Below are 23,244 nucleotides of genomic sequence, written 5' to 3'. Positions count from 1 at the left end.
ATGAACATTCTGCATAGCGCGATTTCCACAACAGGAATAGACTGACTCGTTATTCGACAAACGATGCAAAAGGTTTTCTATGACACAACAGCCTCAAGCCAAATACCGCCACGACTACCGTGCGCCGGATTACCTGATTAGCGATATCGATCTGACTTTTGACCTGGATGCCACAAAAACCGTTGTAACGGCGGTAAGCCAGGTGACGCGCCATAACGCCACGGCGGTGCCGCTGCGTCTTGACGGCGAAGACCTGACCTTAGTGTCAGTGCATGTAAACGACACGCCATGGACTGACTATAAAGAAGAAGATAATCAGCTGGTGCTGGATAATCTGCCGGAGCGGTTTACTTTACGCATCGTTAACGAGATCAGCCCGGCGTCCAACACCGCACTGGAGGGGTTATACCAGTCGGGCGTGGCGCTCTGCACCCAGTGCGAAGCCGAAGGTTTCCGTCATATTACCTGGTATCTTGACCGTCCGGACGTGCTGGCCCGCTTCACTACCAAAATTATCGCCGATAAAGCCACCTATCCGTTCCTGCTCTCCAACGGCAACCGCGTGGGCGAGGGCGAACTGGAGAATGGCCGTCACTGGGTGCAGTGGCAGGATCCGTTCCCGAAACCTTGCTATCTGTTTGCACTGGTGGCGGGTGACTTTGACGTGCTGCGCGACACCTTCACCACCCGTTCCGGCCGCGAAGTGGCACTAGAGCTGTTTGTCGATCGCGGAAATCTCGATCGTGCCCCCTGGGCGATGACCTCGCTTATCAACTCCATGAAATGGGACGAAGAGCGTTTCGGCCTCGAATATGACCTCGACATCTATATGATCGTCGCCGTCGATTTCTTTAATATGGGCGCGATGGAGAACAAAGGCCTCAACGTCTTTAACTCCAAATACGTGCTGGCGCGTACCGATACCGCCACCGATAAAGACTACCTCGATATCGAGCGTGTTATCGGTCACGAATATTTCCATAACTGGACCGGCAACCGCGTCACCTGCCGCGACTGGTTCCAGCTGAGCCTGAAAGAGGGCTTAACCGTCTTCCGCGATCAGGAGTTCAGTTCCGACCTCGGCTCACGTGCGGTCAACCGCATCAACAACGTGCGCACCATGCGCGGCCTGCAGTTTGCCGAAGACGCCAGCCCAATGGCTCACCCGATCCGTCCTGATAAAGTGATCGAAATGAACAATTTCTACACCCTGACGGTGTATGAAAAGGGTTCCGAAATCATTCGCATGATCCACACCCTGCTGGGCGAAGCGAATTTCCAGAAAGGGATGCAGCTCTATTTCGAACGTCATGACGGCAGCGCCGCCACCTGCGATGATTTTGTGCAGGCGATGGAAGATGCCTCCAACGTCGATCTGTCCCACTTCCGCCGCTGGTACAGCCAGGCCGGGACGCCGGTTGTCACCGTTAAAGACGACTATAACCCGGAAACCGAGCAGTACACCCTGACCATCAGCCAGCGCACGCCGCCGACCGCCGAGCAGGAAGAGAAGCATCCGCTGCACATTCCATTTGCCATTGAGCTGTATGACAACGAAGGTAAGGTGATCCCGCTGAAGAAGGGCGGTCACCCGGTGCACAATGTGCTCAACGTGACTCAGGCTGAACAAACGTTTGTCTTCGATAACGTCTACTTCCAGCCGGTCCCTGCGCTGCTGTGCGAGTTCTCCGCGCCGGTCAAACTTGAGTATAAATGGAGCGACCAGCAGCTGACCTTCCTGATGCGTCACGCGCGCAATGATTTCTCCCGCTGGGACGCAGCGCAGAGCCTGCTGGCAACCTATATCAAGCTGAACGTAAACCGTCATCAGCAGGGGCAGCCGCTGTCAGTGCCGGCCCATGTTGCCGACGCCTTCCGCGCTATCCTGCTGGACGATAAGATTGACCCGGCGCTGGCGGCAGAAATCCTGACCCTGCCATCGGTAAACGAAATCGCCGAGCTGTTTGAGATTATCGATCCGATCGCTATTGCGACAGTGCGTGAAGCCCTGACCCGTACCCTGGCAACCGAGCTGGCGGATGAATTCCTGGCGATCTACAACCACCACAAGCTGGATGCGTACCGTGTTGAACATGCTGATATCGGCAAGCGCGCACTGCGTAACACCTGCCTGCGCTATCTGGCGTTTGGTGAAACGGCACTTGCCGACGAGCTGGTCAGCAAGCAGTATCATACTGCCGACAATATGACCGACGCCCTGGCTGCCCTGGCCGCCAGCGTAGCCGCAGAGCTGCCTTGCCGGGATGCGCTGATGCAGGAGTATGACGACAAATGGCATCAGGATGGCCTGGTGATGGATAAATGGTTCATTTTGCAGTCCACCAGCCCGGCTGCTGATGTCGTGAACAAGGTGCGCAGCCTGCTGGAGCACCGCTCATTTACTCTCAGCAACCCGAACCGCGTCCGTTCCCTGATTGGCGCTTTCGCCAGCAGCAACCCGGCCGCCTTCCATGCGGAAGATGGTAGCGGCTACCAGTTTATGGTGGAGATGCTGACCGAGCTTAACAGCCGTAACCCGCAGGTGGCGTCGCGTCTGATTGAGCCGCTGATCCGTCTGAAACGCTATGACGCTAAACGTCAGGCGAAGATGCGTGCTGCACTGGAGCAGCTGAAAGGGCTGGAAAACCTGTCCGGAGATCTGTACGAGAAGATCGGTAAGGCTTTAGCCTAAAAGAAATGCCCGGTGGCAAGGTAAAAGCGAAAAGGCAACGTAGGTTGCCTTTTTTAATGTTTGTACACTCTCCCTGTGGGAGAGGGCCAGGGTGAGGGCATCAGGCATTAGCCATCGCTAAATGCCGCTCCGCGACACCACGCTTCATTACCCGATCCAGCACCTCCGCTTCCAGCTCCGCCAGCCGCGCCGAACCCACCCGGCGGGGACGAGGGAGATCCACCGTCAGGTCCAGTCCGATCTTACCCTCTTCAATCAGCAGCACCCGGTCAGCCATGGCGACAGCTTCGCTCACATCATGGGTCACCAGCAGCACCGTAAAGCCATGCTCCTGCCATAGCGAGACGATCAGATCCTGCATCTCGATCCGCGTCAGCGCATCCAGGGCTCCCAGCGGCTCATCCAGCAGCAACAGACCCGGGCGATGGATCAACGCTCTGGCCAGCGCCACACGCTGCTTTTGCCCGCCTGACAGGGCGGCAGGCCACTCCCCGGCACGCGTGTCCAGCCCGACGGCGGCCAGCGCCTGCTGCGCCGACGCTTTCCAGTTGCCCTTCAGCCCCAGCCCGACGTTATCAATCACCGTTTTCCACGGCAGCAGACGCGCGTCCTGGAACATCATGCGAGTATCATCCTGGATTTCGGCCAGCGGCGTATTCCCGGCCAGCAGTTCGCCGCTGTTCGGTGTCTCCAGCCCGGCCAGCAGGCGCAGCAGGGTGCTTTTCCCGCCGCCGCTGCGGCCCACTACCGCCACAAATTGCCCGGCGGGAATATGCAATTCCAGGTCGTTCAGAATGGTGTTATCGCCGTAGCGTTTGCTTACGCCATTTAACAGCAGCGGCGTACCCTGATTTAAGCGAGCCGTATTCATGCGTGTGCCTCTTTTTTAACGTAGGCCGGATTCCAGCGCAGCCAGCGGCGTTCCAGCCACTGGGCGCTGACATCAGCGAGTTTACCGAGCAGGGCGTAGAGAATGATGGCGACCACCACCACGTCGGTTTGCAGGAATTCACGGGCGTTCATCGCCAGATAGCCGATGCCGGAGTTAGCGGAGATGGTTTCCGCTACGATCAGCGTCAGCCACATCAGACCGAGGGCGAAACGCACGCCCACCATAATGGAGGGAAGGGCGCCCGGCAGGATGACGTGAATGAACAGAGCGAAGCCGGACAAGCCGTAGCTGCGTGCCATCTCCACCAGCCCTCGGTCGATATTACGAATCCCATGCCAGGTATTGATGTACACCGGGAAGAGAGTGCCGAGGGAGACGAGGAAAATCTTTGCCGTCTCATCAATGCCAAACCACAGGATCACCAGCGGGATCAACGCCAGATGCGGCACGTTGCGCAGCATCTGGATAGAGGTGTCCAGCAGACGCTCACCCCAGCGGGAGAGACCGCTGATCAGGCCAAGAATCAGGCCAATCATCCCGCCGATGGAAAACCCGGTCACTGCGCGCCAGGAGCTGATCGCCAGATGCTGCCACAGCTCACCGCTCGAACTCAGCGACCAGAAGGCCTCCACCACGCCCTCCGGCGACGGCAGTATGCGGCTCGAGAGCCAGCCTACGGAGGAGGCCAGCTGCCAGATAAAGACAATGCCAGCGGGAAGCAGCCAGGGCGCAAGGCGCAGCAGCCATTTTCGGGAAGCATTAGCCATAGGTTCTCCTTAGCGCTGGGCAGCTTTACGCGGGATAAATTCGTTGGCGACCGCTTCGCCCTGCTGCAACAGCGGCTGCGGCTGTGGGATTTGCAGAATGGCCACATCCAGATGCGGGAACAGCAGTTCGCCTACCTTGTACGCCTCTTCCAGATGCGGATATCCGGAAAGAATAAAGCTGTCGATACCAAGTTCTGCATATTCATTTATACGCGCGGCCACGGTTGGACCATCGCCCACCAAAGCAGTACCCGCGCCGCCGCGCACCAGCCCCACGCCAGCCCACAGGTTCGGGCTAATCTCCAGATTTTCTCTCTTACCCTTGTGCAGGGTGGCCATCCGGTGTTGCCCGACGGAATCGGTGCGGGCAAAAGCGGCCTGGGCTCTGGCAATGGTGTCATCGTCGAGATGGGCAATCAGGCGATCGGCGGCCTGCCATGCCTCTTCATTGGTTTCGCGCACGATCACATGCAGACGGATCCCAAAGCGGACGTTACGGCCATGTGCCGCGGCTTTGGCGCGCACCTGCTCAATCTTCTCTTTAACCAGTTCCGGCGGTTCGCCCCAGGTAAGGTAGAGATCCACCTGTTCGGCAGCCAGGTCCTGGGCGACGTCCGATGAACCACCAAAATAGAGCGGCGGACGCGGCTGCTGGACAGGTGGGAAGAACAGCTTCGCATCACGTACATGGATATGCTTGCCCTCGAAGGTGACGCTCTCCCCCTGCAGCAAACGACGCCAGACGCGGGTAAATTCAGCGGAGGCTTCGTAGCGCCCGGTATGATCCAAAAAGACGCCATCCCCCGCCAGCTCCTGCGGATCGCTGCCCGTTACCAGGTTGAAAAGGGCGCGTCCGTTCGACAGACGATCGAGCGTCGCGGCCTGGCGTGCCGCCACCGTCGGGGAGGTCACGCTCGGACGCAGCGCCACCAGAAACTTCAGGCGTTGGGTCACCGGGATCATCGACGCCGCCACCAGCCACGCATCCTCGCAGGAGCGCCCTGTCGGGATCAGCACCCCGGTAAAGCCAATCCGGTCCGCGGCCTGGGCGATCTGCTGGAGATAAGCATGATCCACCGGGCGGGAGCCCGCTTCGGTGCCAAGATAATGACCGTCGCCGTGGGTAGGTAAAAACCAGAACAGATTCAGACTCATGACTTATCTCCTTTCGAGGCAGTGGGCTGCCAGATGCGGTCGCGAATATCGATTTTTTTCGGTAACAGGCGGTTGTCGTAGAACAGGTCAGCGGTTTGCTGCTGTAGCGCGGCGATTGCGTCATCTACCGGTTTAATCACCGTTGGCGGGCGATGGTCAAAGTAGGTGGCGATCACCGGCTCCGGCAGGCCCATGGTTTTTGCCAGCAGGGCGATACTGGCCTGGCGCTGGCTCAGGGTGAGAGCATCCGCTTCGCTGAAGGTGTCAAGCACCCCCTGAATGAACGCGCCGTTCTTCTGGGCGTAAGGACGCGCGGCAAGATAGAAAGAGCCGGTCTGTTTCAGGGTTTCGCCGTCTTTCAGCACTTTTACGCCACCCTGCAGCAGCGCCGCGGAGTAGTAAGGGTCCCAGATAGCCCAGGCATCCACATTGTGTTGCTGGAAGGCCGCCCTGGCATCGGCGGGAGAGAGGTAAACTGGCTGAATATCCCTGAAGGTCAGCCCCGCCTGCTGGAGCGCGCGCAGCAGCAGATTGTGCGAGCTGGAGCCTTTCTGGAAGGCAATTTTGCGCCCTTTCAGATCGGCCACGGTTTTAATCGGGCTGTTTTCAGGAACCAGTATCACTTCCGCTTTTGGTTTCGGTGGCTCTACGCCCACGTACACCAGATCCGCACCGGCGGCCTGAGCGAAAATAGGGGGAATATCGCCGGTGCTGCCGAGATCGATACTGCCCACGTTCAGCGCCTCCAGCATCTGCGGGCCTGCCGGAAACTCGACCCATGAGAATCGGGTGTCCGGGTAGCGTTTCTCCAGCAGCTGGTGGCTTTTCGCCAGCACCATACTGACGCTGCCTTTCTGGTAACCGATGCGCAGGCTTTCGGGGGCGGGCTCTGCGGCGTGCGCCAGGCCGGACACAACCATCAGGCCTGCCAGACTGAGGCGTGCAAGAGATTTAAACATGGGCGACTCCTTGCTGAAGACCAAAAGCTGGGACCTGAACGTCGCGGCGGTGTAACGCTTGCCAGAAGGTCTCCAGTGCGCTGTCGAGGCGGGTTTGCAGGTTAGGCGTAAAGTGCGGCTTGTGCTGGTAATCAATGACCTGAGAATCATCGGCAAACACGCCATGCAGGATCTCCTGCGCTTTCAGGGCGTTGAGTACCGGCTTCAGGGCATAATCCACCGCCAGCAGATGGGCCACGGTGCCGCCCGTCGCCAGCGGCAGCACGATTTTGCCCTCCAGCGCGCGTTCGGGCAGCAGATCCAGCAGCGTTTTCAGGGCACCAGAAAACGAGGCTTTATAGACCGGTGTAGCCACAATAAGCCCATCGGCTTCTTTCAGTTGTTCAGTCAGGGTCTTCAGCGCCGGGCTATCGAAACGGGCATAAAGCAGATCTTCCGGGGCAAAGTTATGCAGATTCCAGTGGAAGACTTCCACATCCAGAGCAGTGAGCTGCTCCCGGGCGTATTCCAGCAGGGCGCTGGAGCGGGAAGGGAATCGCGGACTGCCAGCCAGTGTAATGACGCGCATAGTTTCTCCTTATAACCAATTGTTCGATTTTCTCTAACATTGATAACATTTGTTGGCAGTGTGGCACCGCTGACTTATTCCACTAAATGATTTATCCGCAAAATAAATGCCAAAAAATGAATAAAGGAGGGATGAAAAGTAAACGATTGCGTGGGTTGGGGCTTTTTTTGCCCTGAGTCAATTCCCTTTCCCGCTGCGATCGCAGATAATACGCCCCCGGTTTGCACACCGGGAATCCAGGAGAGTTCATGTACTACCCCTTCGTTCGTAAAGCCCTTTTCCAGCTCGATCCTGAGCGCGCTCATGAATTTACATTCCAGCAATTACGCCGTATTACGGGAACCCCGCTCGAAGCGCTGGTGCGCCAGAAAGTGATGGATAAGCCGGTAACCTGCATGGGGTTGACCTTTAAAAACCCACTGGGTCTGGCAGCAGGCCTGGATAAGAACGGCGAGTGCATTGATGCACTGGGTGCGATGGGCTTTGGCTCCATCGAAATTGGCACCGTCACGCCACGCCCGCAGCCGGGTAATGACAAGCCGCGCCTGTTCCGTCTGGTAGAAGCCGAAGGGTTGATCAACCGCATGGGCTTTAATAACCTTGGCGTCGACCACCTGGTCGAGAATGTTAAGAAAGCCCATTTTGATGGCGTTCTGGGCATTAATATCGGCAAAAATAAAGACACGCCGGTTGAGCAAGGCAAAGATGACTATCTGATTTGTATGGAAAAAGTCTACGCTTACGCCGGATATATTGCGGTAAATATCTCCTCGCCAAACACCCCGGGGCTGCGTACTCTGCAATACGGTGAAGCGCTGGATGACTTATTAATCGCCATTAAAAATAAGCAAAATGAACTTCAGGCGACGCACCATAAATATGTGCCTGTGGCCGTTAAAATTGCCCCAGATTTGACTGAAGAAGAGCTGATTCAGGTGGCCGACAGTTTAGTTCGCCATAATATTGATGGCGTTATTGCCACCAATACCACTCTCGACCGCGCGTTAGTTCAGGGAATGAAGTATTGCAACGAAATGGGGGGGCTGAGCGGGCGCCCGGTGCAGTTAAAAAGCACTGAAATTATTCGTCGCCTGTCGCAGGAATTACAGGGTCGTCTGCCGATTATTGGCGTCGGCGGGATTGATTCGGTAATCGCCGCTCGTGAGAAAATGGCGGCTGGCGCTTCGCTGGTGCAAATATATTCAGGCTTTATTTTTAAAGGCCCGCCGCTGATTAAAGAAATCGTTAATCACATCTAACCTTTTAGCATCATTGACAACCAGGGCTTTATTTCCAGCTCTGGTTGTTTTATATTCCCGGACTGTTGCTTTATTAGACATTGTAGTCTTTGATTATTGAAGTTAAAAAAACGAAGCGGCAATCAGGACTTTCTTACGACAGGATGTTTAAGGAACGGGAGAGACAGATGCGAATTAAACCTGACGATAACTGGCGCTGGTATTTCTGCGAAGAGCACGATCGTATGATGCTCGATCTGGCTAATGGCATGTTGTTTCGTTCGCGTTTCGCCCGCCGGATGTTAACCCCGGATGCCTTTGCCGATACCGGTTTTTGCGTCGATGATGCCGCTCTCTATTTCTCTTTCGAAGAGAAATGCCGCGACCTGGAACTGTCGAAAGAGCAACGCGCTGAACTGGTGCTCAATGCGCTGGTGGCGATCCGCTTCCTTAAACCGCAGATGCCAAAAAGCTGGCACTTTCTTGCCAACAGTGAGCGCTGGACGCCGGTCATCGGCGATGCCGCATGCGTCAGCCTGAGCGAAAATGCCGAGCAGGTGAATTTGCTGGTGGTGGAGCCAGGCGACAACGCCGCGCTCTGTTTACTGGCGCAGCCGGCGGTGACCATCGCCGGGCGAACCATGCAGCTGGGCGACCCGATTAAAGTGATGAATGACAGGCTGAAACCGCAACCGGTCAGCTTCAGCCTTGAGCAGGCCGTTTAGGCTTCGAGCTGTAACGACGTTTTAGGTACGCAGCTGCAGCACAGGATCGTGCCGTCGCTGCCAATGGCCGATTTCTTCAGCGCACTCACTTCTCCCTCAACCAGCGTGATGCGACAACATCCGCAAATCCCCGCACGACAGGAATAGGGCACGCGAATACCGGCCTGCTCAAGCTGCTCGAGTAAAACCTGCTGATTGTTGCCGCGAATAGTCTGCCCCTGCCACTGGATGGTTACCGCCGTTGCGGGCTGCGTTTCCACTTCGCTGGCCTCCTCCTCGGCGCCCGCACCGTAGACACGGCCAGCGCCGGTAGAGAGAACTTCTACCTCGTCGCCCACGCGGATCACCCCGCTTGATCGCGGAATCAGGTTCTGACCGAAATCGACATCGCCGTTATCCTGGGCGGTGCGGAAGGATTGCAGGGTTTTCAACGGCTCACCGGCAGGGTGCTTCTGTCCCTTTTCCGGGCTGACGGTGGTAAAGATGCAGCGGCTACAGGGTTTTACCACATCAAAAACGACGTCGCCGATGCGGATTACTTTCCAGGTATCCTCTTCCCAGGCTGCAGCGCCGGTCACCACCAGGTTCGGACGGAACTGCTCCATCTGTACGCTTGCCGGGCAGCGCTGCTGCAGATCGCGCAGAGAAGCCTCGTTAGTCAGCAAATAGGGGAACCCATCGGCAAAAGAGAGCGGCACCGCGGCAAATTTTTCTACGCGCCGCGTCAGCTCGGGCCCAACCCAGCGGAGCTGAACCGGACGAGAAAAGAATTCGCTCAGCCAGCGGTTGATCGCGTCCGGGGCGATACGGGCGGTAAAGTGATTGCCCCAGACTTCGGTAGGGGCATCCGCTGGCGCAAAGTCGCTGAAGCGAACGATACTACTGGAACCATCCGGCGCGGTCAGATGCAGGCCATCCTGAACGGGCGCCGGAATGAAGCGAACCATTTGCGGGAACTGGCGTGCGGTGATGAATGTGCCATCCGGCTCTGTGACCATAAAAATGCGATCAAAGGCAAAACCGCTGACATCTGCGAGGGCATGAGTGAGCCCAATACCCCGCATGGATTTAACCGGATGAATGAAAAGCCTGGATAACGTCGCCACGGGGCAGCCCTCAAATGAAAATAAGCCCTCAACTTTATGACATAGAGCCCAGATTGGCTATAATGCGCAGCAATTTTCTTAGAGTAAAAGTGACGATATGAATTCTCTGTTTGCCAGTACGGCCCGTGGGCTGGAAGAGCTGTTAAAAACTGAACTGGAAAACCTGGGCGCGCAAGAGTGTCAGGTGGTTCAGGGTGGTGTCCATTTTCAGGGCGACACGCGGCTTATTTACCAGAGCCTGATGTGGAGTCGCCTGGCCTCACGCATCATGTTGCCGATGAGAGAGTGCAAGGTATATAGCGATCTCGATCTTTATCTGGGCGTGCAGACTATCGACTGGACAGAGATTTTTGCTCCGGGCGCCACTTTTGCCGTCCACTTCAGCGGCCTTAACGATGAGATCCGCAACAGCCAGTACGGCGCGTTGAAGGTGAAAGATGCCATTGTCGACTGTTTCACCCGCAAAAACCTTGAGCGTCCGAACGTCGATCGCGAAAATCCGGATCTGCGTATCAACGTTCGCCTGAACAAAGAAGTCGCCAGCATTGCGCTGGATCTCTGTGGCGAAGGCCTGCACCAGCGCGGCTACCGCGACCGCGCAGGTATTGCGCCTATCAAAGAGAACCTGGCGGCCGCCATTGTGATGCGTTCCGGCTGGCAGCCGGGCACGCCGCTGCTCGATCCGATGTGTGGTTCCGGCACGCTGCTTATCGAAGCGGCGATGCTGGCGACCGACCGTGCACCAGGCCTGCATCGCGGTGCGTGGGGCTTTAAGGGCTGGGCGCAGCATGACGAAACAATCTGGCAGGAGGTGAAAGCCGAAGCCCAGACCCGCGCGCGCGCCGGGCTGGCGGCCTATGAATCCCGCTTTTACGGCTCTGACAGCGATGCCCGCGTAATTGAACGTGCGCGCAGTAACGCCCGTCGCGCCGGGATCGGTGAACTGATCGCCTTTGAGGTAAAAGACGTTTCTCAGCTGAGCAACCCGCTGCCAAAAGGGCCGTACGGTACGGTGATCAGCAACCCGCCTTATGGCGAACGTCTGGACAGCGAACCCGCGCTGATTGCTCTGCACAGCCTGCTCGGTCGCCTCATGAAGGATCTGTTTGGCGGGTGGAATCTGTCCTTGTTCAGCGCCTCACCGGAGCTGCTGAGCTGCCTGCAGCTGCGCGCCGAGCGTCAGTTCAAGGCCAAAAACGGTCCGTTGGACTGTGTGCAGAAGAATTATCATCTGGCCGAGAAAGAGGCAGATAGCAAGCCAACCAGTATCGCGGAAGATTACGCCAACCGTCTGCGTAAGAACCTGAAGAAATTCGAAAAGTGGGCGAAGCAGGAGGGGATAGAGTGCTATCGCCTGTATGACGCCGATCTGCCGGAGTACAACGTGGCAGTCGATCGCTACGCCGACTGGGTGGTGGTGCAGGAGTATGCTCCGCCAAAAACGGTCGATCCGCAGAAAGCCCGTCAGCGTATGCTCGATATTATCGCCGCGACCATCAACGTGCTGAATATTGCCCCGAACAAACTGATCCTCAAAACCCGTGAGCGTCAGAAGGGTAAAAACCAGTACGAGAAGATGAACAGCAAGGGCGATTTTATCGAGGTGGGCGAATATAACGCCCGTTTGTGGGTGAACCTCACTGACTACCTCGATACCGGTCTGTTCCTCGACCACCGTATCGCCCGTCGCATGCTGGGCCAGATGAGTAAAGGTAAAGACTTCCTGAACCTCTTCTCCTATACCGGCAGCGCCAGCGTACATGCCGGTCTGGGCGGTGCGCGTACCACTACTACTGTGGACATGTCCCGCACCTATCTGGAGTGGGCAGAGCGTAACCTGCGTCTTAATGGCCTGACCGGTCGCGCCCACCGTCTGCTGCAGGCCGACGTGCTGGGCTGGCTGCGTGAGTCTGAAGAGCAGTTCGATCTGATCTTTATCGATCCGCCAACCTTCTCTAACTCCAAGCGCATGGACGCCTCTTTTGATGTCCAGCGCGACCATTTAACGCTGATGAAAGATCTTAAACGTATGCTGCGTAAAGGCGGCACGATCATGTTCTCGAATAACAAGCGCGGTTTCCGCATGGATCACGAAGGGCTGGAAAAACTGGGGCTGAAAGCACAAGAGATCAGTCAAAAAACCCTGTCCCAGGATTTCGCCCGTAACCGTCAGATCCACAACTGCTGGCTGATTACCGCAGCCTGAAAGGATAAGTAAATGTCATTAATTAGTATGCACGGGGCGTGGCTGTCGTTCAGCGACGCGCCGCTTCTCGATAATGCTGAGCTGCATATCGAAGATAACGAACGTGTCTGTCTGGTAGGCCGTAATGGCGCCGGAAAATCGACGCTAATGAAGATCCTGAACCGTGAACAGGGGCTGGACGACGGGCGCATTATTTACGAACAGGATCTGGTTGTGGCACGTCTGCAACAGGATCCGCCGCGTAATGTACAGGGCAGCGTCTACGATTTTGTCGCCGAAGGGATCGAAGAGCAGGCTGAATATCTGAAGGGTTATCACGAGATTTCGCATCTGGTGATGACCGACCCCAGCACCAAAAACCTGAATGAGATGGCGCGCCTGCAGGAGCTGCTTGATCATCATGGCCTGTGGCAGCTGGAAAACCGCATCAATGAAGTGCTGGCGCAGTTAGGTCTGGAAGCGGACATGCCGCTGGCCTCCCTTTCCGGCGGCTGGTTGCGTAAGGCGGCGCTGGGTCGGGCGCTGGTCAGCGGGCCGAAAGTGCTGCTGCTCGATGAACCGACGAACCACCTGGACATCGAAACCATCGACTGGCTGGAAGGGTTCCTGAAAACCTTTAACGGCACCATTATCTTTATCTCCCATGACCGTTCGTTCATCCGTAATATGGCGACCCGCATAGTCGATCTTGATCGCGGCAAGCTGGTGACCTATCCGGGCGATTACGACACCTATCTGCTGGAAAAAGAGGAGAATTTGCGGGTAGAGGAGCTGCAAAACGCAGAATTCGACCGCAAGCTGGCGCAGGAAGAGGTATGGATCCGTCAGGGCATTAAAGCGCGTCGTACCCGTAACGAAGGTCGCGTCCGCGCCCTGAAAGCAATGCGTCGCGAGCGTAGCGAACGCCGCGAGGTAATGGGCAGCGCGAAGATGCAGGTTGAAGAGGCGAGCCGCTCGGGCAAAATTGTCTTTGAGATGGAAAATGTTCATTACCAGGTCGATGGCAAAGTGCTGGTTAAGGACTTTTCCGCCCAGGTACAGCGCGGCGATAAAATCGCCCTTATCGGCCCGAACGGCTGTGGTAAAACCACGCTGCTGAAGCTGATGCTGGGCCAGTTGCAGGCCGACAGTGGTCGCATCCATTGCGGCACTAAGCTCGAAGTGGCGTACTTCGACCAGCACCGTGCAGAGCTGGACCCGGATAAAACGGTGATGGACAACCTTGCGGAAGGTAAGCAGGAAGTGATGGTTAACGGTAAGCCGCGCCATGTGCTGGGCTACCTGCAGGATTTCCTGTTCCATCCAAAACGGGCGATGACCCCGGTTCGCGCCCTCTCCGGCGGGGAACGTAATCGCCTGTTACTGGCGCGTTTATTCCTGAAACCCAGCAATCTTCTTATTCTTGACGAACCGACTAACGATCTTGATGTTGAAACGCTGGAACTTCTCGAAGAACTGATTGATAGTTATCAGGGAACAGTAATGCTGGTCAGCCACGATCGTCAATTCGTGGATAATACCGTCACCGAATGCTGGATCTTCGAAGGCCAGGGCCGAATCGGACAGTACGTGGGCGGTTATCACGATGCCCGCGGACAGCAGGCGCAATCGCTGGCGACAAAACAGTCAAAAGCGAAGGTTGAAACGGAAGCTGCTGTTACAAAGGCAGAAAATATCAAACGCGGCACGACCAAACTCAGTTATAACCTTCAGCGCGAACTGGAAGGCTTGCCGCAGCGTCTGGAACAACTCGAAGCCAGTCTGGAAAGTTTGCAGGCTCAGGTGGCCGATGCGACATTCTTCAGCCAGCCGCATGACTATACTCAAAAAGTCCTGGCTGATATGGCCCAGGCTGAGCAGGCGCTGGAAGAAGCATTTGAACGTTGGGAATATCTTGAGGCTCTGAAAAACGGCGCATAAGTTAAACATGGAGCCAGTATGTGTGAACATCACCATGCCGATCGGCATATCTTATGCTCTCAATGCGATATGCTCGTGGCGCTCCCTGCGCTCGAGCATGGACATAAAGCGGCATGTCCGCGGTGCGGAACAACGCTGACAACAGAGTGGGACGCGCCGCGACAGCGTCCCACTGCGTATGCTTTTGCTGCGCTATTCATGCTTTTGCTCTCGAATCTTTTTCCCTTTATCAATATGAAAGTGGGGGGTATCACCAGCGAAGTCCATTTGCTGGAGATACCTGGCGTGATGTTCTCTGAAAACTACGCCAGCCTGGGCACTTTCTTTATGCTGTTCGTGCAGATCGTACCGGCGTTTTGCCTGGTGGTTATCTTATTGCTCGTGAACCGCGTGCAGATGCCCATGGCACTTAAAATCAGGCTGGCGCGGATCCTGTTTCAGTTAAAAAGCTGGGGGATGGCGGAGATCTTCCTCGCCGGTATTCTGGTGAGCTTCGTTAAGCTGATGGCCTACGGTGATGTAGGCGTTGGCCCGAGCTTTATACCCTGGTGTCTTTACTGCATTCTGCAGTTACGTGCGTTCCAGTGCGTGGATCGCCGCTGGGCATGGGACGATATTGCCCCGGCGCCCGCACTGCCGCAGACGCTGAAAGCGGGCGTTCCCGGCATTCAACAAAATTTGCGCTTATGCTCCTGCTGTACGGCAATCCTGCCTGCTGACCAGTCGGCCTGCCCGCGCTGCGAAACGAAAGGGCACGTACGGCGTAAAAACAGCCTGCAATGGACCATGGCGCTGCTCATCACGTCAATGATTCTCTATCTGCCAGCCAATATTCTGCCGATCATGATCACCGATCTGCTGGGCGATAAAATGCCGTCGACCATCATGGCTGGGGTCGTATTATTGTGGGGTGAGGGATCTTATCCCGTGGCGCTGGTGATTTTTATCGCCAGTATCATGGTTCCCACGCTCAAAATGATTGCGATTGCCTGGCTCTGCTGGGACGCCAAAGGGCACGGCAAGCGGGATTGTGAACGCATGCATCTGATTTACGAGGTCGTTGAGTTTGTCGGACGCTGGTCAATGATTGACGTATTTGTGATTGCCGTACTCTCTGCGCTGGTGCGTATGGGAGGATTAATGAGCATCTATCCCGCCATCGGAGCGGTGATGTTTGCATTGGTCGTGATTATGACCATGTTTGCGGCCATGACTTTCGACCCGCGGTTATCGTGGGATCGTGAGTCAGAGTCGAGTCATGAGGATAAGTAAAAGCATGGAAAAGAAAAGCGGAGAGGCGAAAGTGCAGAAGGTCAGAAACTGGTCGCCGGTGTGGATTTTCCCCATCGTGACCGCGCTGATCGGTGCCTGGATCCTGTTTTATCATTACAGTCACCAGGGGCCGGAAGTGACGCTGATCACTACCAACGCCGAGGGCATTGAGGGCGGTAAAACGACCATCAAGAGCCGCAGCGTGGATGTGGGGGTGGTCGAGAGAGCAACCCTGACTGACGATCTGACGCACGTTGAAATCAAAGCCCGTCTCAATGCTGGCATGGAGAAGCTACTGCACGGCGACTCGGTGTTTTGGGTGGTGAAACCGCAGGTGGGCCGTGAAGGTATCAGCGGTCTGGGCACTCTGTTATCCGGGGCATATATTGAACTGCAGCCGGGCAAAAAGGGCTCGCAGCCGGCTCAATATCAACTGCTGGACTCACCGCCGCTGGCGCCGCCGGATGCGAAGGGGATCCGTGTGACCCTCGACAGTAAAAAAGCCGGTCAGTTGAGCCCCGGCGATCCGGTGCTGTTCCGCGGTTATCGTGTGGGTTCCGTTGAAACCAGCACGTTTGATACGCAAAAACGCGCTATCAGCTACCAGCTGTTTATCAATGCGCCCAACGATCGCCTGGTGACCGGCAACGTACGCTTCTGGAAAGATAGCGGTATCGCCGTGGACCTAACCTCAGCCGGTATGCGGGTCGAAATGGGTTCGCTCTCCACGCTCTTCGGCGGTGGCGTCAGCTTTGACGTGCCGGAAGGCCTGGATCAGGGGCAACCCGTGGCGCAGCATACGGCTTTCAGACTCTATGACGACCAGAAAAGCATTCAGGATTCGCTTTATACCGACCATATCGACTACCTGATGTTCTTCAAAGACTCGGTTCGCGGCCTGCAGCCGGGCGCGCCGGTTGAATTCCGTGGTATCCGTCTTGGAACCGTCGGTAAGGTGCCGTTCTTTGCACCGGGCATGCGTCAGGTGCTGGATGACGATTACCGGATCCCGGTGCTGATCCGCATCGAGCCTGAACGTCTGATTAACCAGGTGGGCGATACCCCTGATATCGCTCAGCATATCGACGGGTTGATGAAACGCGGCCTGCGCGGTTCGCTCAAAACCGGTAACCTGGTGACAGGGGCGCTGTACGTGGAGATGGACTTCTTCCCGAAAGAGCCGCCGGTAAAATCGATCCGCGAATTTGCCGGATATAAAATTATCCCAACCGTCAGCGGGGGGCTGGCACAGATCCAACAGCGTCTGATGGATACCCTGGATAAGATCAACAACCTGCCACTTACGCCTATGGTTCAACAGGCGACCAATACGCTTCATGAGAGCCAGGCGACCATGCGCCGTCTGCAGGCTACGCTGGATAATCTGAATAAGATTACCGCCAACCAGTCGATGCAGCAGCTGCCGCAGGACATGCAGAAAACGCTCCGCGAGCTGAACCGCAGTATGCAGGGCTTCCAGCCGGGTTCAGCGGCGTATAACAAAATGGTGGCGGATATGCAGCGCCTCGATCAGGTTCTGCGTGAACTGCAGCCAGTGCTGAAAACGCTGAATACGAAGAGCAACGCGCTGGTATTTGAAGCAAAAGACAAAAAGGACCCTGAGCCGAAGGGGGCGAAATAATGAAAAAGTGGCTAATCATTACCGCAGTGGCGCTTCTGACCGCCTGTAGCGCACCAGAAAACAAGAGCTATTATCAGCTGCCGGTAGCAGCGCCAGCGAGTGGACAAAGCACGGTAAGCCAGGGGAACCGCTTGCTGTGGGTTGAGCAGGTGGCGGTTCCTGATTATCTGGCCGGCAATGGCGTGGTCTACCAGACCAGCGATGTGCAGTATGTCATCGCCAACAACAATCTGTGGGCCAGCCCGCTGGATCAGCAGCTGCGCAACACGCTGGTCGCCAATCTTGGCAGCCAGCTACCGGGATGGGTGGTGGCATCGCAGCCGCTGGGAAGCGATCAGGATACCCTGAACGTCAACGTGACTAACTTCCATGGGCGCTACGATGGCAGGGTGATTGTCAGCGGGGAGTGGCTGCTGAACCATCAGGGCCAGCTGATAAAACGGCCTTTCCATCTGGAGCTGATTCAGCAAAAAGATGGTTATGATGAGATGGTGAAAGTGCTGGCACAGGGTTGGGCGCAGGAGTCCGCCAGTATTGCTCGCGAGATCTCGCGTCTGCCATAAGTAAAATTCATCGAACCAGGCCGCAATGCGCTTCATGCTAATTGCGGCTTTTTTTTCGTTTGAAGCTCAGGCGGTTACTTGTGCCGCGTCACAATTTTTGTACAAATGAACTTTTGTATAGTTCACAAATATGACACTGGCGTGAATTTTGCGCGTTGACGCTCGGCGGAAATCAGGGTATTCGTTATCTGTGATTGCACGTTTTGTAATCACTGTTTTCTTTTCCACCAGATCAAATAATGAGGGAAACGAGGCATGAAGAGACAGAAACGAGATCGCCTTGAAAGGGCTCATCAACGTGGTTATCAGGCTGGCATCGCCGGACGTTCAAAAGAAATGTGTCCCTATCAGACTTTGAATCAAAGGTCACAATGGTTAGGGGGCTGGCGAGAAGCCATCGGAGACAGGGCAGTACTTGCTTGATAGCGTCTCTTTGAAAAAGAAACCTCCGCAGTGCGGAGGTTTCGCCGTTTTATGCTTTTGTAAAAGCAAAAATCAGAATGCGGAAGTGTCCTGGAACAGACCCACTTTCAGGTCGGTTGCTGAGTAGATCAGACGACCGTCGACCAGCACTTCGCCATCCGCCAGGCCCATAATCAGACGACGGTTAACAACGCGTTTGAAGTGAATACGGTAGGTAACTTTTTTCGCAGTCGGCAGAACCTGTCCGGTGAATTTCACTTCACCCACACCCAGTGCACGGCCTTTACCTTCGCCACCCAGCCAGCCGAGGTAGAAGCCAACCAGCTGCCACATCGCGTCCAGACCCAGGCAGCCTGGCATCACCGGATCGCCAATAAAGTGGCAACCAAAGAACCACAGGTCCGGGTTGATATCGAGCTCTGCTTCTACGTAACCCTTATCGAAGTTGCCGCCGGTTTCCGTCATCTTCACGACACGGTCCATCATCAGCATGTTCGGGGCCGGTAACTGTGGGCCTTTAGCGCCAAACAGTTCACCGCGACCAGAGGCAAGAAGATCTTCTTTTGTATAGGATTCGCGTTTATCTACCATGTTCTCAGTAAGCCTTATTTTAGTGAAGGACGCAGGATAGCTAACACGTGTACGCTGAACAAGTCCGATCAGTTTGGCGTGAACCAGCTCAGCCAGCGTAACGGCCAGGGATAACGGTGGCGTGCTTCCTGTTGCGTTGCCTGCGCAATACGTTCCTGAATAGTCTGCATCAGCGTGGTCTGCCCCTCGGCATCCCACACCAGGTTTGTCAGTAAGGGTAGCGCATCTGTAATGTCTTCGATGGCCCAGAGACTGAATTGTTCTTCTTCTACCGCTTTCAGCAGCTCCGCGCTGAGGCTGAGGTGGCGCACGTTCGGCAGGGGAATAATCACGCCCTGTTTACCGCTCAGCCCACGCTGCTGGCAAACCGTAAAGAAGCCCTCGATCTTCTCATTCAGACCGCCTACCGGCTGCGCACGACCAAACTGGTCCACGGAACCGGTGATAGCAATGCTCTGATTCACCGGCACATCGGCCAGCGCGCTGATAAGCGCACACAGCTCCGCCATCGACGCACTGTCGCCATCCACTTCGCTGTACGACTGTTCGAAGGTCAGCGAGGCGGTGAACGGGATCTGCTGTTCAAGCTGCAGCTCGGACATCAGAAAAGCCTGCATGATCATCATGCCCTTGGCATGAATATTCCCGCCAAGCTCCGCTTTACGCTCCACGTCGATAAATTCACCGTCACCGATGTGCACGACGCAGCTGATACGCGATGGCTCGCCGAAGGCACGCGGATGACCAGGGAATTCAATCACCGACAGGGCGTTAATCTGCCCGACGCGTTCGCCTTCGGTTTCTACCAGGATCTGCTCAAGCAGGATCTCATCCTGCATGCGATCGGCAAGATAGCCTTCGCGCCACTGACGCTGCAGCAGCATTTGGGAGAGCTGCTCGCCGCTAACCGTATCCTCCTCGGTCATGGCCGCTGCTTCACGCAGCTGCTTGCCAAGCCACAGAGGGCAAAGGGGGAGTGTCTCCTGATCGCCGGTGTAGCGGACCGCTTCGCGGATCAGCACCGGCCAGGCATCGGCAGCGGGGGTTGGCAGCTGCGCGCGCTGGCAGACGGCGTAAACCCACTGCAGCCATTGCTGCATATCTTCGGCATCCGCAATCTGCGTACTGTCTTCAAACTCGCTGTACACCACCTGGTCGGCCAGCTCGGGCTCCATCTCCTGAAAGTCGGCCAGCGCTTCGCGATCGCCGATGAGCACCACTTTCAGGGAGAGCGGCATAGAAGGTACTGCGACAGGGAGCGGGCGCGATTCGTCCCAGCCAACCCAGTCAAAGCGCTGCTGAGTGACGCTGTTTTTCAGGCGCATCCACAGCAGGGGTTGGGCAAGCAGCGTGCGCAGAGAGATTACCAGCACGCCGCCGTTGGCCTGATGCACCAGACCGGGGTGCAGGGTTAATTCGCCGTTAAACTGGCGCAGGGAGCCGAAAAGCTGCTCTGCTTCTGTCCAGCCAGCCTGAATGACGTTACCCGTTACCGCAAAACGACCATCGGGTACGGAGGCGGGCTCAAAGGTGACGGTGTGCCCGTTGATGCTGTACTCGCCTCCAAAGACCGCTGTGGCTTCTGGCTGCAGTTGCTGTATAGCATCCGCCAGAAGACTCAGATACTCCGCTTCGTCTGGCGCTTTCAGCAACATAAATGGCGAGGTTGCCCATGGGCTTAACACCTGCTCCAGCGCGTAATACAAGCGGGGCTGTGTGTCGCTGAGGATTGAGTCATGTTTATTCGCGAGATCGGGCTGTGCAAACAGTTCCTGATAGCTGTCTGTATCCGGAACGAGGTCACGCCATGCAAGTTTCGTAATGGTCAAAGTTGATGTTTTTTAGTCAGAAGTAAAACGATGGAGTATACCGTAAGGCGCAGGCTCTGCACATGAGGGAATGGGCGTTTCCAGGCAAGAATGCGTCACCGCGTGCCACAGGATATGATTTCTTTTCAGCAGATTGCCAAAAAACTGATATTCTGAACACAGTTACACGGTCACACTGAGATCGCAATGAAATATCAACAACTGGAAAATCTCGAAAGCGGCTGGAAATGGAAGTATCTGGTTAAAAAACACCGTGAAGGGGAGTTGATCACCTGCTACCTCGAAGCCAGTGCTGCAAAAGAAGCTGTAGATTTATTGCTGACCCTCGAAAATGAACCCATTCTGGTTAATGGCTGGATTGAAAAGCATATTAATCCCGCTTTACTGAACCGAATGAAGCAGACTATCCGCGCGCGCCGCAAGCGGCATTTCAATGCGGAGCATCAGCATACCCGTAAGAAGTCGATTGATCTGGAGTTTATGGTCTGGCAGCGTCTGGCCGGACTTGCCCAGCGACGCGGGAAGACTCTGTCGGAAACTATCGTGCAGCTGATTGAAGATGCGGAACATAAAGAGAAGTACGCCAGCCAGATGTCGACCCTGAAAACCGATCTCCAGGCGCTATTGGCCGGAAAGAAGTAGCGTTTTCATTTTCTTCAGGCAATAAAAAACCCCGCAACATGGCGGGGTTTTTTGTCAGACGATAACTTATGCCGCTGGCTGAGTTACAACGTCTTTGATGCCTTTAACTTCGATCTCTACGCGACGATCTGGAGCCAGGCAGTCGATCAGTGCAGCGCGAGGTTTCACGTTGTCACAGGTAGAACCGGTAACTGGGTTAGATTCGCCCATACCACGTGGGGAGATCTTGTTAGCCGGGATACCTTTAGAGATCAGGTAGTCAACAACGGACTGAGCACGTTTCTCAGACAGACCCTGGTTGTAAGCGTCAGAACCGATACGGTCGGTGAAGCCCAGAACCACTACGGAACCGTCTTTCGGATCCAGGTTGCTCAGCTGGGTGTACAGCTGATCCAGTGCCTGCTGGCCTTCTGGTTTCAGGGTTGCTTTGTTGAAGTTGAACAGAACGTCAGACTTCAGAGTGAAGTGCTTGGTCTGTACTTCTGGCGCTGGTGCTGGCGCTGGAGCAACAACTGGTGCTGGCTCTGCCTGACCGAAACGGTAGGAAACACCTACGCTCAGCATGCCGTTGTCTGGACGAACACCCACGGTGTTGCCGTCGCCGATGTTGTTAACCCACTGGTATTCCAGACGGGTAGCGATGTCACGGGTCATAGCCCACTCAACGCCACCAGCGAATACTGGGGATACGCCAGTGTCATGGTCGTCGCCAACTTCGCTGTTGCTGGAGTCTGCACGCCATACCATGCCGCCCAGACGGGTGTAGATGTCTACAGCGTCATTTACCGGGTAGCCCAGTTTAGCAGTCAGCTGAACGCCTTGAGCTTTGAATGCGCCGTTAACGTTGTCGCCTTTGTAAGGCATACGGCCCAGCCAGTCGTAACCCATTTCGAAGCCAACGTACGGGTTAACCTGATAACCACCGAACGCGCCTGCGCCCAGCTGGCTTTCGTGAGTTGGACCGTCGTTGTTCAGAGTGTCGTTATACCAGCCAGTGTCGTGGAACTGAGACCAACCCAGTTTACCACCAGCGTACCAGGTATTATCTTTCGGAGCGGCCTGCGCTACGGTAGCGAAACCAGCCAGTGCCACTGCAATCGCGATAGCTGTCTTTTTCATTTTTTGCGCCTCGTTATCATCCAAAAATCGCCATGAGAATCTCAATGAGAGTCACGGTTAAATCCTTCACCGGGGGGCGGGGACAAAGAGTAAACCTACCGATATCTTCGGTTTAGGCCGAGCACCCCTGGCGAAGTAAAGTCTACAACGTACCTGAAAACTTACAAGTGTGAACTCCGTCAGGCATATGAAAAAAAAAGTTTTGTATACACAATATTTAACATTTATTGCGTAATTTGAGGCGTGCTAAATTGGAGGAAGCCGCGGCAGACAAGACTTGTCGCGGCTTTTGTTCAGGGAACCAATGGCGTAGAGAACCTGCAAAAAAAATTCCAGGAAAACTCTTATTTTTACTTAGTGATACAAATTCGAGTGAATTTTTAGCCCAGAGAGGTGTCCGTTGCCCAGAGCATTCATTCGAACAGGACGCATGATAAAGCCAAGCGCATTACCTTCTTCGGCGGCTTCAGCCAGACGGTGTTGTTCTGTTTCCGTCAACTCCTGCGTAAACCAGCCAATCACTACGCTGTAATTTCCGGTACGCAGCGCCCTCACCATTGATTCTACAGTATGGCATGGATCCATCTGGCTTATCTGCATTACTTTCGTGAGCGGCAAGCCGGCGGATTGCACCCATTCCCGGCTCAATTTCTGCTGCGGCGTGAGCCACAGTTGCCAGCGAGACTGCTGACCAAGCTGCTGTAACAGGGGCAGCAGTAAAAGCTGCGTCATCATGGGCTGGTCTTCACGGTAGAGCACTTCACTAATCAGCCCGGTAGAAACAGGCGCAGGGGAATTCAGCACGCTTTTGCCTGCGGAAGAAGAGGAAGTTGTTGAACGGTTTGCATAGCCTGAAGAGTACATAATCAATCCAGCCCTGTAGTTACTGTATGGATATACAGTAACCCCTGTGCGACTAAAGATCAACCTCATTT

20 protein-coding genes are annotated in these 23,244 nt (G+C 55.5%); 10 read left to right on the top strand and 10 right to left on the bottom strand.

All coding sequences use genetic code 11. The features are described from left to right. The first annotated feature begins 79 nt into the window (after nucleotides 1-79). Nucleotides 80-2,692 (top strand): aminopeptidase N, encoded by a 2,613-nt coding sequence (pepN, locus tag MXM41_RS08980; protein ID WP_325931320.1) that lies wholly within the window; start codon nucleotides 80-82, stop codon nucleotides 2,690-2,692. A gap of 100 nt (nucleotides 2,693-2,792) precedes the next feature. Here the strand turns inward: pepN and ssuB are convergent, their stop codons facing one another. From ssuB to ssuE, 5 genes are read right to left on the bottom strand one after another with little or no spacing between them, the layout of a single operon-like run. Next, nucleotides 2,793-3,563, bottom strand: coding sequence for an aliphatic sulfonates ABC transporter ATP-binding protein (ssuB, locus tag MXM41_RS08975; RefSeq protein ID WP_325931318.1), 771 nt, complete (start codon nucleotides 3,561-3,563; stop codon nucleotides 2,793-2,795). Then, nucleotides 3,560-4,351, bottom strand: coding sequence for an aliphatic sulfonate ABC transporter permease SsuC (gene ssuC / locus MXM41_RS08970; RefSeq protein ID WP_325931315.1), 792 nt, complete (start codon nucleotides 4,349-4,351; stop codon nucleotides 3,560-3,562). Before ssuC ends, ssuB begins: the two co-directional genes overlap by 4 nt. A gap of 9 nt (nucleotides 4,352-4,360) precedes the next feature. Further along, complete coding sequence (gene ssuD, locus MXM41_RS08965) at nucleotides 4,361-5,506, bottom strand: FMNH2-dependent alkanesulfonate monooxygenase (protein ID WP_325931314.1); 1,146 nt, start codon at nucleotides 5,504-5,506, stop codon at nucleotides 4,361-4,363. After that, the gene (locus tag MXM41_RS08960) at nucleotides 5,503-6,465 is read right to left on the bottom strand and encodes a sulfonate ABC transporter substrate-binding protein (RefSeq protein ID WP_325931312.1); all 963 of its coding nucleotides are present in this window, start codon (nucleotides 6,463-6,465) and stop codon (nucleotides 5,503-5,505) included. The genes ssuD and MXM41_RS08960 overlap by 4 nt, the downstream gene beginning before the upstream one ends. After that, nucleotides 6,458-7,033: an NADPH-dependent FMN reductase gene (gene ssuE / locus MXM41_RS08955; RefSeq protein ID WP_325931311.1), complete on the bottom strand. Its 576-nt coding sequence runs from the start codon at nucleotides 7,031-7,033 to the stop codon at nucleotides 6,458-6,460. The genes MXM41_RS08960 and ssuE overlap by 8 nt, the downstream gene beginning before the upstream one ends. A 248-nt stretch (nucleotides 7,034-7,281) precedes the next feature. Here ssuE and pyrD point away from each other — a divergent pair, with 248 nt between their 5' ends. Beyond that, the gene (gene pyrD, locus MXM41_RS08950; RefSeq protein WP_325931310.1) at nucleotides 7,282-8,292 is read left to right on the top strand and encodes a quinone-dependent dihydroorotate dehydrogenase; all 1,011 of its coding nucleotides are present in this window, start codon (nucleotides 7,282-7,284) and stop codon (nucleotides 8,290-8,292) included. Between the two features lie 167 nt (nucleotides 8,293-8,459). After that, nucleotides 8,460-8,996 carry a cell division protein ZapC gene (gene zapC, locus MXM41_RS08945; protein ID WP_325931309.1) on the top strand — a complete coding sequence of 179 codons (537 nt, stop codon included), beginning with the start codon at nucleotides 8,460-8,462 and terminating at the stop codon, nucleotides 8,994-8,996. Here the strand turns inward: zapC and MXM41_RS08940 are convergent. Then, nucleotides 8,993-10,102, bottom strand: coding sequence for a YcbX family protein (locus MXM41_RS08940; RefSeq protein WP_325931308.1), 1,110 nt, complete (start codon nucleotides 10,100-10,102; stop codon nucleotides 8,993-8,995). The two genes, zapC and MXM41_RS08940, sit on opposite strands and share 4 nt — an antisense overlap. 97 nt (nucleotides 10,103-10,199) lie before the next feature. Between MXM41_RS08940 and rlmKL the strand changes: the two genes are divergently transcribed. From rlmKL to rmf, 6 genes are all read left to right on the top strand, one after another. Further along, nucleotides 10,200-12,308 (top strand): bifunctional 23S rRNA (guanine(2069)-N(7))-methyltransferase RlmK/23S rRNA (guanine(2445)-N(2))-methyltransferase RlmL, encoded by a 2,109-nt coding sequence (gene rlmKL / locus MXM41_RS08935; protein WP_325931307.1) that lies wholly within the window; start codon nucleotides 10,200-10,202, stop codon nucleotides 12,306-12,308. A gap of 12 nt (nucleotides 12,309-12,320) precedes the next feature. Next, a complete protein-coding gene (locus tag MXM41_RS08930) occupies nucleotides 12,321-14,228 on the top strand; it encodes an ABC transporter ATP-binding protein (protein ID WP_325931305.1) in 1,908 nt (635 codons plus the stop codon). An 18-nt stretch (nucleotides 14,229-14,246) separates the two neighbouring features. Further along, nucleotides 14,247-15,500, top strand: coding sequence for a membrane integrity-associated transporter subunit PqiA (gene pqiA, locus MXM41_RS08925; RefSeq protein WP_325931304.1), 1,254 nt, complete (start codon nucleotides 14,247-14,249; stop codon nucleotides 15,498-15,500). A gap of 4 nt (nucleotides 15,501-15,504) precedes the next feature. Continuing rightward, nucleotides 15,505-17,142, top strand: coding sequence for an intermembrane transport protein PqiB (gene pqiB, locus MXM41_RS08920; protein WP_325931303.1), 1,638 nt, complete (start codon nucleotides 15,505-15,507; stop codon nucleotides 17,140-17,142). Beyond that, complete coding sequence (gene pqiC, locus MXM41_RS08915; RefSeq protein ID WP_325931301.1) at nucleotides 17,142-17,705, top strand: membrane integrity-associated transporter subunit PqiC; 564 nt, start codon at nucleotides 17,142-17,144, stop codon at nucleotides 17,703-17,705. Before pqiB ends, pqiC begins: the two co-directional genes overlap by 1 nt. A gap of 255 nt (nucleotides 17,706-17,960) precedes the next feature. Then, a complete protein-coding gene (gene rmf / locus MXM41_RS08910) occupies nucleotides 17,961-18,128 on the top strand; it encodes a ribosome modulation factor (RefSeq protein ID WP_010429337.1) in 168 nt (55 codons plus the stop codon). Nucleotides 18,129-18,200: 72 nt separating this feature from the next. On the opposite strand, the gene fabA is transcribed toward rmf, so the two are convergent. Beyond that, nucleotides 18,201-18,719, bottom strand: coding sequence for a bifunctional 3-hydroxydecanoyl-ACP dehydratase/trans-2-decenoyl-ACP isomerase (fabA, locus tag MXM41_RS08905; RefSeq protein ID WP_325931299.1), 519 nt, complete (start codon nucleotides 18,717-18,719; stop codon nucleotides 18,201-18,203). A 68-nt stretch (nucleotides 18,720-18,787) separates the two neighbouring features. Next, nucleotides 18,788-20,548 (bottom strand): Lon protease family protein, encoded by a 1,761-nt coding sequence (locus MXM41_RS08900; RefSeq protein WP_325931297.1) that lies wholly within the window; start codon nucleotides 20,546-20,548, stop codon nucleotides 18,788-18,790. Nucleotides 20,549-20,734: 186 nt separating this feature from the next. On the opposite strand from MXM41_RS08900, the gene matP reads away from it, so the two are divergent. Continuing rightward, nucleotides 20,735-21,190, top strand: a complete 456-nt coding sequence (gene matP / locus MXM41_RS08895; RefSeq protein WP_103178956.1) for a macrodomain Ter protein MatP — start codon at nucleotides 20,735-20,737, stop codon at nucleotides 21,188-21,190. A gap of 66 nt (nucleotides 21,191-21,256) precedes the next feature. Here matP and ompA read toward each other — a convergent pair whose 3' ends face one another. Beyond that, the gene (gene ompA, locus MXM41_RS08890; protein ID WP_325931296.1) at nucleotides 21,257-22,309 is read right to left on the bottom strand and encodes a porin OmpA; all 1,053 of its coding nucleotides are present in this window, start codon (nucleotides 22,307-22,309) and stop codon (nucleotides 21,257-21,259) included. Nucleotides 22,310-22,663: 354 nt separating this feature from the next. Next, the gene (gene sulA / locus MXM41_RS08885; RefSeq protein WP_325931295.1) at nucleotides 22,664-23,173 is read right to left on the bottom strand and encodes an SOS-induced cell division inhibitor SulA; all 510 of its coding nucleotides are present in this window, start codon (nucleotides 23,171-23,173) and stop codon (nucleotides 22,664-22,666) included. Nucleotides 23,174-23,244 lie beyond the last annotated feature (71 nt).

It is taken from the genome of Leclercia adecarboxylata (assembly GCF_035787115.1).
In the GTDB taxonomy this organism is placed as follows: domain Bacteria; phylum Pseudomonadota; class Gammaproteobacteria; order Enterobacterales; family Enterobacteriaceae; genus Enterobacter; species Enterobacter adecarboxylatus_E.
Note: the sequence above shows the minus strand (reverse complement) of the source record. Positions and strands in the feature narration are given on the sequence as shown.

Coding starts and splice junctions, on each gene's coding strand:
- sulA (WP_325931295.1), bottom strand. CDS start 23,173: ATGTACTCTTCAGGCTATGCAAACCGTTCAACAACTTCCTCTTCTTCC.
- MXM41_RS08960 (WP_325931312.1), bottom strand. CDS start 6,465: ATGTTTAAATCTCTTGCACGCCTCAGTCTGGCAGGCCTGATGGTTGTG.
- fabA (WP_325931299.1), bottom strand. CDS start 18,719: ATGGTAGATAAACGCGAATCCTATACAAAAGAAGATCTTCTTGCCTCT.
- ssuC (WP_325931315.1), bottom strand. CDS start 4,351: ATGGCTAATGCTTCCCGAAAATGGCTGCTGCGCCTTGCGCCCTGGCTG.
- zapC (WP_325931309.1), top strand. CDS start 8,460: ATGCGAATTAAACCTGACGATAACTGGCGCTGGTATTTCTGCGAAGAG.
- ompA (WP_325931296.1), bottom strand. CDS start 22,309: ATGAAAAAGACAGCTATCGCGATTGCAGTGGCACTGGCTGGTTTCGCT.
- ssuB (WP_325931318.1), bottom strand. CDS start 3,563: ATGAATACGGCTCGCTTAAATCAGGGTACGCCGCTGCTGTTAAATGGC.
- pepN (WP_325931320.1), top strand. CDS start 80: ATGACACAACAGCCTCAAGCCAAATACCGCCACGACTACCGTGCGCCG.
- MXM41_RS08930 (WP_325931305.1), top strand. CDS start 12,321: ATGTCATTAATTAGTATGCACGGGGCGTGGCTGTCGTTCAGCGACGCG.
- matP (WP_103178956.1), top strand. CDS start 20,735: ATGAAATATCAACAACTGGAAAATCTCGAAAGCGGCTGGAAATGGAAG.
- ssuE (WP_325931311.1), bottom strand. CDS start 7,033: ATGCGCGTCATTACACTGGCTGGCAGTCCGCGATTCCCTTCCCGCTCC.
- pqiB (WP_325931303.1), top strand. CDS start 15,505: ATGGAAAAGAAAAGCGGAGAGGCGAAAGTGCAGAAGGTCAGAAACTGG.
- rlmKL (WP_325931307.1), top strand. CDS start 10,200: ATGAATTCTCTGTTTGCCAGTACGGCCCGTGGGCTGGAAGAGCTGTTA.
- pqiA (WP_325931304.1), top strand. CDS start 14,247: ATGTGTGAACATCACCATGCCGATCGGCATATCTTATGCTCTCAATGC.
- pqiC (WP_325931301.1), top strand. CDS start 17,142: ATGAAAAAGTGGCTAATCATTACCGCAGTGGCGCTTCTGACCGCCTGT.
- pyrD (WP_325931310.1), top strand. CDS start 7,282: ATGTACTACCCCTTCGTTCGTAAAGCCCTTTTCCAGCTCGATCCTGAG.
- ssuD (WP_325931314.1), bottom strand. CDS start 5,506: ATGAGTCTGAATCTGTTCTGGTTTTTACCTACCCACGGCGACGGTCAT.
- rmf (WP_010429337.1), top strand. CDS start 17,961: ATGAAGAGACAGAAACGAGATCGCCTTGAAAGGGCTCATCAACGTGGT.